Source organism: Verrucomicrobium sp. BvORR034 (assembly GCF_000739635.1).
Classification (GTDB): Bacteria; Verrucomicrobiota; Verrucomicrobiia; order Verrucomicrobiales; family Verrucomicrobiaceae; genus Verrucomicrobium.
This window is the reverse complement of the sequence record NZ_BATQ01000155.1, coordinates 20,671-33,805: the sequence shown is the minus strand read 5'-3', so window position 1 is coordinate 33,805 and position 13,135 is coordinate 20,671. Positions and strand designations below refer to the sequence as shown.

Here is a 13,135-nt window from a genome sequence, read left to right as displayed (position 1 = left end):
GCCGCTCCTGGGATGGCATCACTCCGGGCGGGGACTTCTCTCCCCCGACCTCAAGTCTTCTGTCTTTCGTCTTCCAGTCTTTGGTCTTACCTCTCGACCACCGGATCCAGCCACACGCCCCAGTCGGAGCCATTGCCATTGCCGCCATCGGTCACTTTGAACTCCAGCTTCTGCACGCCTTTCACCTCCACGTCGAACTCCACGGCGCTGCCGTCCTGCAGCTTGGGGCTGCGCCAGAGGGCGCGGCCGTCGCCGATGATGAGGCAGTTCACGGAGCCATCATGTCCCGTGGCGAGGCCGGCGACGCCTTTGACGCGGGTCCACTTGCCGCCCAGATCCCAGACATGCCGGGCAGGTGCGTGAGCATAGAGGCCGCGGGGGTAGAGGCGGCTACCGGCGATCAGCAAATTGTCTGGCGCGGGTAGGCGGTTGATCAAGGGGCGTCCATAGCCCACTTCGACCTCCAGAGTAGCAGCGTCAGAGAGTTGGCACACATTTCCGTCCACCTGCGAAGGGTGGGGACCTGCCTTGCCTTGCAGGGTATTCGCCAGCACCTGCGCGGTTTCCAGGATGCGGGGTTCCACGCTCTTGTTCGCCAGCTCATCCAGAGCCAGGCGCACGGCCACCTCTTGGCGGTCATTCACTGCTTTCATTAGCGGAGCCAGCGCTTCGACCGCATGCGTGGCGCTCAGGTCCACCCGGCCATCGGACTCCACATAGTAGGGAAAGGTCCGCTCTGCTCCGGGTGATGCAAAGGAGCTCATGGCCCCGTTTGCCTGGGCGGCTACAATTCCCAGCATCCCCGCGCGCCCGGGTTTCAGGGCATTACAGGCGAGGCTGAAGCGCCCTTCTTTATCCGGCACCGCGGTGCGCGTGGTGGCGTCATAGTTGCTGCCGCCTGCGGGGTCCATGTAGCCGATCACGGCATACACCGGCGGATCCGCCTCGACCCGGCCTGTAAAGGTGAAGGACTTGCCGTCTGCCGAGGGCGTGAGTTTCGCCTCGCTGATCACCGCGTTGGGTTTGACATCGAACCCCTTCACCGATCCGCAGAAGACGGGGTGGGAGGCGAGTCGCAGGGCCTCGCCGAGGGAGAGGAAAGTACCCTTGCCCTCCCCGCGCAGCTCCTCGCTGTACGTGTGATTTCCTGATCCCATGAGCGCTGTGCCCCAGAGGGCGGACTGGTCGGCCCGCGCCTTGTTGTGGGGCAGTCCCAGTGCATGGCCCACCTCATGGGCCACGCCGCCGATGAAGATGGTGTTGTAGCGGCCGTAGGAGATCTTGCCGTACTGCCCATCCTGAAGGAATGGCTCCTTGTCATCCAGCAGATCCAGGTCCAGCAGCGGGGAGTCCACCTGCCAGGCCGTGCCGTTGCGGTTGGTCCCGCCAGCGTAGTACGGGCTGTTCTGCGACATCGTCTGTTTGATCGGATCCCAGTTCGACATGTTGCAGAAGATCACGATCGTCTCCTTCTCCGCATCCAGTCCCGCCTTCTCCAGCACGGGCAGGCATTCCTTGCGGATCTTGCCCCCGCTCTGCACGGCGTAGTCGGAGTAGGGGGCATCCCCCTTCACAAGATGGATCTTCACCAGCCCATCCTGCTCATGTTGCAGCTTGATCGTGCGGGGGCCCAAGCCATTGCGCTCCATCTCCCGGGCGTAAAACCCCTGGATGTTCTCCAGGATTTTTGACAGGCGCTCGCGATATCGCGGAGCGGGCTCCCGATCGCGCGGCGTCCAGTACACCAGATGCAGGTAGCGCTCCTCCTTCTGTGGCTGGTCCGCCTGCCAGGTGTCCAGGATCTTGCGGGCTGCCGGGACCTGGGTGTCGATCTCCTCCTGCGGGGTGGCCGCAGTGAGGTTCAGACCAAGGCCGAGTCCGCAGAGGATGAGGAGGGGGCGCAGCGGGATAGACATCTGAGCAAATGGCCTGAGTTGCAGAACTGGGACGCGGTTGGGCGTCTTGGGAGGTGGAGAGGGGGCTGGTGAGACAGGATTAACAAGATTTTGAGAAGATTAACAAGATGGGAATCGGGGTGGGGATGCCGCTGGCTTTCTGGTAGCGCGTTGACGTGAACTTCCGCCTTGTGATTTATGAACTGAGCCCGCAAGATCTGCGGAAATCTCCAACTACCAGTCCATGGCCGAAAAACCCTCGAAAAAATCGGTGAAGGTCGCGAAGAAGACCGCCTCCGCCAAGCCCCGCAAGGCTGCCTCCAAGTCCGCCCCGCTCAAGCCGACGAACCCCGGAGAGGTGGTCTTGCTTTCAGGCGGCAATCCGCAAATTGCCAAGGGTGATGGCGATGCACCCGTAAAGGCCTACATCGCTGCCATGCCGGGTTGGAAGAGCGACCTCGGGCGTCGGCTTGATGCGATCATCGAGCGCACCGTCCCCGGGGTGTACAAGACCGTGAAATGGAACTCTCCCTTCTATGGTCTGGATGGGAAGACCTGGATTGTCGCTTACCATTGCTTTAACAAATACGTGAAAGTGACGTTCTTCCGCGGCCTCGCGTTAAACCCTGTGCCCCCCGGCACTTCCAAAAGCCAGGACACCCGATATCTCGATATCTACGAGGACAAGCCATTCGATGAGGCCCAGTTCGCTGATTGGGTGAAGCAGGCCAGTTTGTTGCCTGGAGAGAAGTTGTGAGTGGCGGGGTGAGGGGGGCATTTCTGAGACAGGATTAACAAGATTTTTGACAGATTTACAAGATGGGACGCAGGGGCAGGCGTCAGGGGGGCGCACGGCAGAGGGCCTGCTCAAACACCCTTCGTATCCTTACCCAACCTGATGGCTCACGCCGCCGTGCTTGCCCACTGGTCTTTGATCACCAACCACCCAGCGCCCATGTAGTTGTCGACGTGAGGAGGCACTAGCTGAAGCGTCTGCAAGCTTCGCCTTGTCGACGATGTCACCAAGTTCCCATAGACTCAGGCATTGCAGCGCAGCCCATCGTTGGAGAGAGTCTGGTGAAGCGCGTTCATCGCCTCCCCGGCCCCACATTTTTTTGATTCTTTTTCCCGAAATGTCGAAATGGGTCTGGGTGACCCGTCATCGATGCGGGGCGTCGACGGCACTGTCTGCGCTCCGACACTGATCCTTCCTGCAATCCAACCCGCCAACTCCAGTCGATTCCAACACTATGAAATACGCCCTGCTCGTGCACATGAACAAAGAGGCCGGTGACCAGTATGACGTTGCCAGCGCAAGGGCCGCCGGCATGGCGTATGGCGAGGCGTTGCGGGCTGCAGGCGTTTTTGTCGCCGGAGCAGGGCTGGATGCGCCAGAGAAGTCCACCATGGTCGCCATCCGGAACGGTCAACGCGAGGTGCATGATGGGCCCTATCCTGAGACCAAGGAATTCCTCGGCGGCTTCGTCGTGATCGATGTGCCCCAGCTTGATGAGGCGCTGGAGTGGGCCGCCCGCCATCCCTCTGCGGCCTTTGCCTGCATCGAAGTGCGGGCCTTGGCAGGCTCCTATTTCGCCACCGGTGGCAAGTAGCCCAGGGCCCGCCTCTTTGAACCTGCAACAAAAGGATCCCGCCTGATGAATTCTGTTCTGATCAGTTTCCTCGCGACCGCATTGATCTTTGGAGCCGCGGTTGCCGTGGGCTTCCGTTTGGCCCGTTCTCCCAAGCCGTATCCGGTCGGCTGGCTGGGGATTCACATCGTCCTGTTCTTCCTGGTCGCCATGGGCATCGGGGCTTGCATGAACGCCATTGAATCCGTCACCGGGAGCGCCACCATGTCCATTGGCACCATGGCGCTGTCATTCGCCGGGCCGCCCTTGATTGCCTTGTTCATCAGTGGCGTGGTCATGCTCTTTGGCAAAAAGAAGAGAAGGGCGTGGATTGTGGTCCACAAGGTCGCCATGTATCTTCTGGCGCTGTCAATCGGGGCCTCGGGCGTCTTCGCCGTGATGCGGTGGTGAGGGCGTGGCGTGGCGCGGTGGAGGGGACGTTGTAGAGACAGGACTAACAAGATTTCTGATGGATTAACAAGATGTGATGAGGTGTGGCTGGTCCGAGGGCTTGGTTCGTGGTCTAACGATCGGGTCGTTGTATGGCGTGGGCGGCCGTTGAGGGCGAGGAATCACTGACCTCGTTCTGCAGCGCTGCAGGCCTTCTGCAGGATGCTGGAAGCGAGTGCTTCCAAGGCCTTTGAATGAGATCGCATGCAGAAGCTTGGGGCAGCAAGATGTTGCCTCACAGCGGGGGCCTCCGAGCTTCGGGCGAGCCGCCCTTGCAGTAGGCGAGCCGCCTGCGCTCCCCAGAAGCCGCATCACTGTAGTTCGCCGGGAACATCGGATCGCTTGGCCGATGGCAGATTTCAATGTCGGTTGGCAATCGCGGGAGTCTGCCGGAAAAGCGCCAGCTGTCACGAGCGGTTACCACCCATAACACATTCACGGCTCACATGAATCAGTGGAAGTTCACCTCAGGTCTTGTGTCTTTCGTCTTCCCGTCTTCTGTCTACCGCTTCGCGGTCCCATAGACCTCCACCGCCGCCTTCTGCAAGGCGGCGCGCATGTCTGACTTGTCGGAGTTGGGCAAATTCGCCCGCTGGATCAGCAACACGATGCCCAGGCCCCGCGTGGGGTCGATCCAGGCCTGGGTGCCATAGGCGCCACCGTGGCCGAAACTGCCGGGGCTGAGGGCGGCGGTCACGCCCTGGGGTTCATTCACGATGTGGAAGCCCAGGCCCATGTGCATGCCATCGGAGAAGCTCACCTTCATGTCGCCCGTCTGGTTGGTGGTCATTTGCTTCAGCGTCTCCGTTTTCAAATAGCGCTTCCCGTCCAGCTCCCCGCCATTGAGAATCATGCGGTAGATGCGGGAGAGATCGCCAGCGGTGGAAAACAGACCGCCCGCTGCCAGGGCCATGCGTTTGCGATCGGAGAGGGGAGGGGTGAGATACTTCACCGTGGTCTCCTCCAGACCCGGACTCTTGTCCGCTTTGGGCTGGTAGGACTTGGCGATCCGCTCCATCTGGGCATCGGTGGGCCAGAAGGTCGTGTCCTTCATGCCCAGCGGCGTGAAGAAGCGCCCCTGCATGAACTCGGCATACGGCTGGCCGCTCACCACCTCAATGATCCGACCCAAGGTGTTGATGCCAGGGTTGCAATACTGCCACTTGCTCCCTGGCTCGAACTGGAGGGGACTGATGGCGTAGGTGAAGACCGCCTCTCTCAGCGAGAGCGCATCCAGCGCCTGGTCCTCCAGCGGGGACTTGCCCACCAAGCCGCTGGTGTGGGTGAACAGGTCCTTCACCGTGATGGGCCGGGCGGGCTTCTTCAGCACCACCTTGTCGGCGGATTTTTCGGCCACCAGCATCTGGCCTTTGAACTCTGGCAGGTATTTCGCCACCGGGGCATCCACTTCCACCTTGCCCTCTTCCACCAGCATCATCACACCCATCGCCGTCATCGGCTTGGTCATGGAGGCGATCCAGAACATCGCGTCCTCGGTCATCGGTTTCTTTGCGCTCAGGTCCGCTTCACCCACCGTCTCCAGCGACAGAACCTGATCCTTGTTCACCACCAGGGCCACCGCTCCAGAGATCGTCTGGTCCGCCACAAAGGGCCGGAGGCTGGCCGCAATGGGGGTGAGCGGCTTCTCGGCGTGGCAGGGCAGCCAGCTGACCGAGAGAGCAAGGAGGGGGAGGAGGAGGAAGTGCGGGCGCATCGTGCCAAGGATACGGGGCGGGAGGGGGAAACTTCAAAAGCCAAACTTCAAAGTTCAAACTTCAATGGAGTGATGGAGTGGGCGGCTCGGTTCCCTAGGGCGGCCCATGGACGTCGGAAGAACAAGCTTCACCGCTTTTAAGCGTTCAGGATGCGTCTCCCCGATTCCCCAAAAGCCGGGAACCGAGAGCGGCAGCCGAGGCTCCGTCTTGAATTTTGAAGTTTGGATTTTGAAGTTTCCTCCCAGAAGCCCCCCGTCACCCCTGACTCCCTCACCCGCGCTTGTGAAATTTTTCACAAATTAGGCTTGCCGCTGTCGCCAGTTCGCGCACTGTCCGTTTTAGTAGAGTAGTCCCAGACTTCCCGCCATCTCGCATGCCCACGACGGTCCAAGAAATCGAAGCGCCCGACAACGCAGCCAAGGCTGCGCAGTATGCTCAGGGTCACGAAGAAGCCGTGACGGACATGATCGGCGAGAAATTGGTGCTCAACATGGGCCCCTCCCACCCAGCCACCCACGGGGTGCTGCGTCTGGTGTTGGAGCTTGATGGTGAGATCATTACGAAGGCGGACCCGGACGTCGGTTACCTGCATCGCGGCGATGAAAAGATCGCTGAGAACATGCACTACAACCAGTTCGTCCCGTACACGGACCGCCTGGACTATCTGGCCCCTCTCGCCAACAACGTGGCCTACGCCATGGCGGTGGAGAAGCTCATGGGCTGGAAGCTGCCCGAGCGTGGCGAAGCCATCCGCGTGATCTGCTGTGAGATGGCCCGCATTTCCTCCCACCTCCTCGGGGTGGGCGTGTTCGCCATGGACGTGGGTGCCATGTCCGTCTTCCTCTACACCTTCACGGAGCGTGAGAAGATCTACAACCTGAGCGAGCAGCTCACCGGCGCCCGGTTCACCACCAGCTACACCCGCGTGGGTGGCCAGACGCGGGACATGAATGAGGCCTTCATCTCCGGCCTCAAGACCTTCCTCAAGGAGCTGCCCCCGGTCATCGATGAAATGGACGCGTTGCTCTCCCGCAACCGCATCTTCCTCGACCGTACCCAAGGCCTCGGCATCATCACCAAGGAGGACGCCCTGTCCTTCGGCATCTCCGGCCCGAACCTGCGCTGCACTGGCATCGATTTCGACATCCGGAAGGCGCACCCGTACCTCGGTTATGAGAAGTACGAGTTCGACATCCCGGTCGGCACCACAGGCGACAGCTACGACCGCTACCTCTGCCGCATGGAAGAGATGCGCCAGAGCATCCGCATCCTGAACCAGGTGCTCGCCGACCTGCCCGGCGGCCCGATCAACGTGGGCGACCCCAAGAATCGCCTGCCGAAGAAGGAAGGCGTGCTCATGAAGATGGAGGAGCTCATCCACCACTTCATCGTCGCCACTCAGGGCCTCGATGCCCCTGCTGGTGAGGTTTACTTCGGTGCGGAGAACCCCAAGGGCGAACTCGGTTTCTACATTTGCAGCAAGGGTGGCGGCGTCCCGTATCGCCTGAAGATCCGCAGCCCCTCCTTTGTGAACCTGAGCATCCTGCCCAAGATTCTGCCCGGGCACATGCTCAGTGACGTGCCCGCCATCCTTGGCAGCTTTGACTTCGTGATGGGCGAGTGTGACCGCTAAGCCCCTTTTTTCAGGACCGTACGTTCCCTTTCCCCTATGGCGTTAGAAGTGCCCGCAGCGTTGGAAGCCAAGATTGACGAGGTGATCACGCATTACCCCGTCTCAAAACGCAGTGCCGTGCTGCCTCTGCTTCATCTCATGCAACATGAGTACCGCTACATCACGGATGATGCGGTGAACTGGGTGGCGGCCAAGCTCGGCCTGCAGCCCATCCAGGTGCTGGAGGTGGTGACCTTCTACCCCGGCTTCCGCCAGAGCGCCCCGGGCAAGTTCCACATCCGCGTCTGCCGCACGCTCTCCTGCGCCATGGCGGGCAGCTATGAGTTGATGGAGTCCCTCTGCAAGGCGGCCGACATCGACCGCTCCCATGTGGACCACCACCACCCCATCGCCGTCAGTGCCGATGGGAAGTACAGCATCGAGTTCGCGGAATGTCTCGCGAGCTGCGGCTTCGGTCCCGTGTGCATGGTGGAAGACGATTTCCATGAATCCGTGAAGCCTGAGGCCGCGGCAGAACTTTTGAAGCAATATCAGTGATGAGCGCCGCCATTACCTACAAAGCCGGCAAGCAGCCCCACCCGCGGGAGCATCGCCTGATTTTCCGCAACATCGACCGCGAGGGGTTCAATCCCTCCATCGAGTGCTTCGTGGCGAACGGCGGATATGAGATGCTCAAGAAGGCCGTGGGCATGGAGCGCCAGGCCATCATTGACGAGGTCAAGAAATCCGGCCTGCGCGGTCGTGGCGGTGCGGGTTTCCCCACCGGCGTGAAGTGGGGGTTCATCCCACCCACGAACACGAAGCCCGTGTACCTCATCTGCAACGCAGACGAGTCCGAGCCCGGCACCTTCAAGGACCGCTACATCCTGCATCAGGATCCGCACCAGCTCATCGAGGGCATGGTCATTGCCTGCTTCGCCGTGAAGGCCACCCTGGCCTACATCTATGTTCGGGAGGAGTTTCCTGAAGCCGCGATCATCCTGGAGAAGGCGCTGGCAGAAGCCCGGGCGAACAACTTCCTGGGCAAGAACATCCTCGGCACCGGGTATGATCTGGACATCTTCGTGCACCGCGGTGCTGGAGCCTACATCTGCGGTGAAGAGACCGGCCTGATTGAGTCGCTGGAGGGCAAGCGCCCGTATCCGCGCATCAAGCCTCCGTATTTCCCTGCAGCGCTGGGCCTCTACATGTGCCCCACCATTGTGAACAACGTGGAGTCCCTCTGCCACGTGAAGCACATCCTGGAGATGGGCGGCGAGGAGTACGCCAAACTGGGTACCCCGAACAACACCGGTACCCGCATCCTCTGCGTGAGCGGTGACGTGCAGAAGCCGGGCTATTTTGAAGTGCAGGTCGGCAAGGTCACCATGGGTGAGGTCATCAACGACCTTTGCGGTGGCCTCAAGCCCGGCCGCAAGCTCAAGGCCATCATCCCCGGCGGATCGTCCGCCAAGGTGCTGCGTGCCGATGAAGTCTTCAAGCTGCGCGACGGACGCGAGCTGGGCATCATGGACATCCCGATGGACTTCGACACCATGGCCGCCTGCGGCTCCATGGCCGGATCCGGCGGGGTCATCATCATGGACGACAGCCGCTCCATGACCTGGGTGATCAACAACCTGAACAACTTCTACGCCCACGAATCCTGCGGCCAGTGCACGCCCTGCCGTGAAGGTTCCCTGTGGATGAAGAAGATCAGCGACCGCATCGTGGCCGGCGAAGCCAGCCCGTCCGACGTGGCTGAGCTGGAGCGCGTGGCCAACAACATCGAAGGCAAGACCATCTGCGCCTTTGGTGAAGCCTGCTCCTGGCCCACGCAGAGCTTCGTGAAGAAGTTCCGCGAGGAAATGATCGGCGATACCAAGCCGGATCTGGAACAAGCCGTCGTGAATCCCGAGACCATGCTCGCTGCGGCGGGGTTGAGGTAGGGGGCGGCGAAGTTTCAGGTTCAAGGTTTCAGTTGGGTCCGCGTGCAACGCGGGCCCATTTTTTTGGGATAGGGGCTCGGCGGCACTGGAGAGCGTCCCGACGCGTCGGGACTCGCCTGCTGCAAGGGCGGCCCGCCCGAAGCTGCACCCAAGATGTTGCGATCACGCAAAGGTGCTTTGTCTCCCAAGTCCCTCCGTTCGCCCTCGGCGGTTGTGCTTGAAGCACAAACCGCCGCTCCTTGGACAGGGGGGGGCCACCTATTTGCATTGGGGAGCGCACGCATCCCTGCGTGCTGTTCTCGGCATCCTGCTGCGAACCTGAGGAAACACGCCTAATACCGCTTGTCCCCTCGCAGCCGCGGAAGCGGTTCGTGCAAACTTTATGCTGCTTGCATGGAGTGGCCTTCGCCAGCGGGAGATTGCCCACCTCGTCCTGCCACGCCGAAGCCTTCTGCAAGATGCAGAAGGAGGCACGCTGGAAGCGCGCGCTCCCCACTGACATCAGAGCATCGCGGCGGGGAAGTTCGGCTGTGCTGCCATCAGAAGAAACTCGGGGACCGCACGCATCCCCTGCGTGCTGTTTCCGGCATCCTGCCGCGAACGTCAGGAGCCGATTGCAGGTTCGAGGAACCGTATCGCGCCCCGACTTACCCCCGACCCCAAGGAGCGGCGGTTTGTGCTTCAAGCACAACCGCCGGAGGGCAGCGGAGCCCAAGGCAACCCGTCGGCTTCAGCCGTTCGCCAGCCCCAGCGCCCCGCTCCGCTTCGGGCGAGCCAATCCCGCAGAAGGCGAGTCTCGACGCGTCGGGGCGCACCCCAGTGCCCCCTGACGCCATTCCCGCGACCACCCACGCAGACTTCGAGTGCCATGGGCCTACCACTCCGCGGTAGAATTGCCAACCCCGCCCACCATGGGTAGTCCTCGCTCCACTCGGCCGACCCATGGCTACGGATGGGCGAACCCTCCGGGTTCATGAACTGACTCGAAAAAGGCTCGGCCCACTGCGGTCTAACCAAGATCCGGGCACAAGCATCCGCAGGCTGAAGCCTGTACTCCGTACAGCTTCGAGCTCAACACCTTGACGCACCGACGCACCGACGCACCCGCGCCCTCAATGCTCGTGACTCCACATCCCACCTCCCACATTCGAAATCTCCCGAACCCGGAGGGTTCACCACGAATAGCCCCGGGTCGACCGAGTGAAGCGAGGGCTACCCGGGGACCTCTCCTGTTCACCTGCTACCGCGGAGCGGTAGACCCATCGTATTGCGAGCCCCTGGTGCCATTCCCGCGACCCACCCACGCAGACTTTGGGTGCCATGGGCCTACCGCTCCGCGGTAGAATTCCCAACCCACCCCACCATGGGTAGTCCTCGCTCAACTCGGCCGACCCATGGCTACGCATGGCGAACCCTCCGGGTTCATGAACTAACCTCATGCAGCATCTGGGGCGGAGTCTGCCCGTGCGCAACCGGGTCATGGAGCGGGCCGCAGGGGCCAGATTGAGCAAAATGTAGTCCCGAAAAATGGGGGGTGATGGCCCGCCAGCCCCCGCCGTTGCGAGAACGGCCACTCGCAGCTGCGGAACTTGGGCTAACTCGAAAAAGCCGCCCCTGCGCTCGCTGTGCCACCAAGCACCAAGCACGAAAACATCCGCAGGCTGAAGCCCGGACTCCGTACAACTTGGAGCCCAACACCTTGCCGCACTGACAACTGACAACTGACAACTGACAACTGACAACTGACAACTGACGCACCGGCATCCTACCGCCCCAACCTCTCCCCAATGTCACGCGCCAGCGTCGCCCGCAGGCGGAAGAGCCGGGCTCGCAGGGTGGAGAGCCTTATGCCCAACGCTGCGGCGTGATCCCGCAGCGGGATCCTGGAAAAATACCGGGCATGGAGCAACTGCCATTCTTCCAGGCTCAGCTGGTGCAGGCACGATGCCAGCGCCCCCATCTCCTCATCCAGTGACGGGGCGGGTTCCTCTCTCCAGTACTGGTCAATGCGGTCCATCAGCTCGTCATCCAGCAGCGTCACCTTGGAGTTTGCCAGCCGGCGGCGTTGATTCAGCACCAGATAGCGCGCGATCTGAAAAGCCCAGGCCTTGAAGTTGGAGCCGGGGGTGAAGCTCTCCCGTTTCTGCCAGAGCTTGAGCAGCGTTTCCTGGGCAAGGTCATCGGCCCCCTCATAGCCGGGCATCAAGGACCTCACATAGAGCCGGATGCTCGTGGCATTCCCGGCCAGCTCCTCATCAAAAGACGGTTGCACGAAGTCGAGGCCCGCAGGCAGATCAAACAGGGCAGCACTCGCGCCCGTGGTGTCTTCCAGCCCTTTCATAGGGACGGTGACAGGGCTGACGGTTCAGGTTCATCGAGACAAGGGGAGGGAGGGAGCGGCGCGAGAGGTGGATGCATGTCTGTGGGCGATTAAAACGATCCAACAGCGTGCTATTTTGTGGTCAAGCTGCCAAAAAATGTGATGATCCTGCCATGGGCGATCCAGCCTTACAGCTAACATTCTTTGCCAGCATGGCGGACCCGCAGGTCGTCCGACACCTCTTCGAGCACCTACCGGAGGTCTTCTTTTTTGCCAAGGATCGTCAGAGCCGCCTCATGGCTGCCAGCGTCAACATGCTGGAGCGCCTGGGCCTGAAGCGGGAGTCCGACATCGTCGGGCGGGTGGATGAAGACTTCTTTGACCCGCAGACCGCCCAGACCTTCCGGGAGGATGACCAGATCGTCTTCTCCAGTGGGAAGCCGCTCGTGAACCGCCTGGAGATGTGGTATGATGAGCAGCGTCGGCCGGCCTGGTTCCTCACCACCAAGATGCCCGTGCAGGGCAGGGATGGGAGCGTGGTCGGCCTGGTGGGCATCACCCGCCCCGATGCCGGCACCCGCTCATCGGCAACGACGGCCGAGGCTCGCAACATCCTCGCTTATCTGCAAAAACACACCGACCGCGTCCTGAGCACGGCCGAGGTGGCGAGGGCCTGCTCCATGTCCGAGCGCACCCTCTACCGCAGGGTTCAGGAATCACTCGGCGTGACCCCCTATGAGCTCATGATCCGCGTGCGCATCCAGAAGGCGGCGGAGGCCCTGGTGAAGACCCGCCTCCAGGTCATCGACGTGGCCGTGCGGCACGGATTTTGTGACCAGAGCACCTTCACCCAGCACTTCCGCAAGCGCATGGGCATGACGCCACTCCAGTTCAGGAAACAATACAAGGGGTAGCCCCGCCGCCGTGGTGGGGTAAAGGGTGAATTACAGTTTCTTGAGCCTGCGGTGTAACTTTTGCACCCAGCCCGTCAGAGTATGGGACGCACGGTGCCTCCATCGAACGCACCGCCATTTCCACCCTACTCTCCATGAACTTCGAAGACCTGCTCGACCTGACCGCCCAAGAACTTGGCCTGGAATCCCTTGCGCCTGCTGACACCGGCGTGGCCGCCCTCCGGGTGGATGACCAGCTTACCGTGCTCATGGAGAAGTCCCCCTTCAATCATGAGACCGTGGCCGTGTACGCCAGCCTGGGGAGCGCTCCCGCCAGCGGACGGGAGGCCTTTTTCGAGGTCCTGCTGGAGGCTCAACTCTTCGACAGTGAGGTCGCCCCGGGCACGTCCTTCGGCCTGCTGCGTGAGACGGGCGAGGTGTTTCTCAATCGCAGCTACGCGCTTGCCAATGCCTCAGCGGAGGAGTTTGTGGAAGTGTTGAACCAGTTTGTAAACTGGGCCGTGCACTGGAAACAGCGGCTGGCGGCTGGCGTGTCTGCCTCCGCCGGTGTCTCTGCGGCGGCCGAGATCGAGCCAGAGCCAGCCCTGGCCAATTTTGTCCGCATCTGAACCGTCGGCCCAGGCCTCTCCGGCCCTGTCCTCACTTTCACTCC

At 61.6% G+C, this 13,135-nt stretch carries 11 protein-coding genes; 8 read left to right on the top strand and 3 right to left on the bottom strand.

The window, feature by feature from the left end; all coding sequences use genetic code 11:
• Positions 1-86 precede the first annotated feature (86 nt).
• Positions 87-1,916 carry an NPCBM/NEW2 domain-containing protein gene (locus BV034_RS27520; protein ID WP_050030165.1) on the bottom strand — a complete coding sequence of 610 codons (1,830 nt, stop codon included), beginning with the start codon at positions 1,914-1,916 and terminating at the stop codon, positions 87-89.
• Between the two features lie 223 nt (positions 1,917-2,139).
• Between BV034_RS27520 and BV034_RS27515 the strand changes: the two genes are divergently transcribed.
• The 3 genes from BV034_RS27515 to BV034_RS27505 all read left to right on the top strand — a co-directional run bounded on the left by BV034_RS27515 (position 2,140) and on the right by BV034_RS27505 (position 3,934).
• Positions 2,140-2,652: a DUF1801 domain-containing protein gene (locus BV034_RS27515; protein ID WP_050030164.1), complete on the top strand. Its 513-nt coding sequence runs from the start codon at positions 2,140-2,142 to the stop codon at positions 2,650-2,652.
• Positions 2,653-3,145: 493 nt separating this feature from the next.
• Positions 3,146-3,505: a YciI family protein gene (locus BV034_RS27510; protein WP_050030163.1), complete on the top strand. Its 360-nt coding sequence runs from the start codon at positions 3,146-3,148 to the stop codon at positions 3,503-3,505.
• Positions 3,506-3,550: 45 nt separating this feature from the next.
• Complete coding sequence (locus BV034_RS27505; RefSeq protein WP_050030162.1) at positions 3,551-3,934, top strand: hypothetical protein; 384 nt, start codon at positions 3,551-3,553, stop codon at positions 3,932-3,934.
• 541 nt (positions 3,935-4,475) lie between these two features.
• On the opposite strand, the gene BV034_RS27500 is transcribed toward BV034_RS27505, so the two are convergent.
• The gene (locus BV034_RS27500) at positions 4,476-5,687 is read right to left on the bottom strand and encodes a serine hydrolase domain-containing protein (RefSeq protein ID WP_050030161.1); all 1,212 of its coding nucleotides are present in this window, start codon (positions 5,685-5,687) and stop codon (positions 4,476-4,478) included.
• Between the two features lie 374 nt (positions 5,688-6,061).
• Here BV034_RS27500 and nuoD point away from each other — a divergent pair, with 374 nt between their 5' ends.
• Genes nuoD through nuoF form a run of 3 tightly spaced genes read left to right on the top strand, consistent with a single transcriptional unit; the run spans position 6,062 to position 9,249 of the window.
• A complete protein-coding gene (nuoD, locus tag BV034_RS27495; RefSeq protein WP_050030160.1) occupies positions 6,062-7,321 on the top strand; it encodes an NADH dehydrogenase (quinone) subunit D in 1,260 nt (419 codons plus the stop codon).
• A gap of 36 nt (positions 7,322-7,357) precedes the next feature.
• Positions 7,358-7,858, top strand: a complete 501-nt coding sequence (locus BV034_RS27490) for an NAD(P)H-dependent oxidoreductase subunit E (RefSeq protein WP_038165559.1) — start codon at positions 7,358-7,360, stop codon at positions 7,856-7,858.
• A complete protein-coding gene (nuoF, locus tag BV034_RS27485; protein WP_050030159.1) occupies positions 7,858-9,249 on the top strand; it encodes an NADH-quinone oxidoreductase subunit NuoF in 1,392 nt (463 codons plus the stop codon). The genes BV034_RS27490 and nuoF overlap by 1 nt, the downstream gene beginning before the upstream one ends.
• A gap of 1,765 nt (positions 9,250-11,014) precedes the next feature.
• On the opposite strand, the gene BV034_RS27480 is transcribed toward nuoF, so the two are convergent.
• On the bottom strand, positions 11,015-11,590 hold the full coding sequence (locus tag BV034_RS27480) for a sigma-70 family RNA polymerase sigma factor (protein ID WP_050030158.1): 576 nt from the start codon (positions 11,588-11,590) through the stop codon (positions 11,015-11,017).
• Positions 11,591-11,742: 152 nt separating this feature from the next.
• Between BV034_RS27480 and BV034_RS27475 the strand changes: the two genes are divergently transcribed.
• Both BV034_RS27475 and BV034_RS27470 read left to right on the top strand, forming a co-directional pair.
• On the top strand, positions 11,743-12,483 hold the full coding sequence (locus BV034_RS27475) for a helix-turn-helix domain-containing protein (protein ID WP_050030157.1): 741 nt from the start codon (positions 11,743-11,745) through the stop codon (positions 12,481-12,483).
• A 134-nt stretch (positions 12,484-12,617) separates the two neighbouring features.
• Complete coding sequence (locus BV034_RS27470; RefSeq protein WP_050030156.1) at positions 12,618-13,091, top strand: type III secretion system chaperone; 474 nt, start codon at positions 12,618-12,620, stop codon at positions 13,089-13,091.
• Positions 13,092-13,135: the final 44 nt, after the last annotated feature.

What these genes read in the sequence shown, in the direction of transcription:
- BV034_RS27520 (WP_050030165.1), bottom strand. Translation starts at nt 1,916, where the DNA reads ATGTCTATCCCGCTGCGCCCCCTCCTCATCCTCTGCGGACTCGGCCTT.
- BV034_RS27515 (WP_050030164.1), top strand. Translation starts at nt 2,140, where the DNA reads ATGGCCGAAAAACCCTCGAAAAAATCGGTGAAGGTCGCGAAGAAGACC.
- BV034_RS27510 (WP_050030163.1), top strand. Translation starts at nt 3,146, where the DNA reads ATGAAATACGCCCTGCTCGTGCACATGAACAAAGAGGCCGGTGACCAG.
- BV034_RS27505 (WP_050030162.1), top strand. Translation starts at nt 3,551, where the DNA reads ATGAATTCTGTTCTGATCAGTTTCCTCGCGACCGCATTGATCTTTGGA.
- BV034_RS27500 (WP_050030161.1), bottom strand. Translation starts at nt 5,687, where the DNA reads ATGCGCCCGCACTTCCTCCTCCTCCCCCTCCTTGCTCTCTCGGTCAGC.
- nuoD (WP_050030160.1), top strand. Translation starts at nt 6,062, where the DNA reads ATGCCCACGACGGTCCAAGAAATCGAAGCGCCCGACAACGCAGCCAAG.
- BV034_RS27490 (WP_038165559.1), top strand. Translation starts at nt 7,358, where the DNA reads ATGGCGTTAGAAGTGCCCGCAGCGTTGGAAGCCAAGATTGACGAGGTG.
- nuoF (WP_050030159.1), top strand. Translation starts at nt 7,858, where the DNA reads ATGAGCGCCGCCATTACCTACAAAGCCGGCAAGCAGCCCCACCCGCGG.
- BV034_RS27480 (WP_050030158.1), bottom strand. Translation starts at nt 11,590, where the DNA reads ATGAAAGGGCTGGAAGACACCACGGGCGCGAGTGCTGCCCTGTTTGAT.
- BV034_RS27475 (WP_050030157.1), top strand. Translation starts at nt 11,743, where the DNA reads ATGGGCGATCCAGCCTTACAGCTAACATTCTTTGCCAGCATGGCGGAC.
- BV034_RS27470 (WP_050030156.1), top strand. Translation starts at nt 12,618, where the DNA reads ATGAACTTCGAAGACCTGCTCGACCTGACCGCCCAAGAACTTGGCCTG.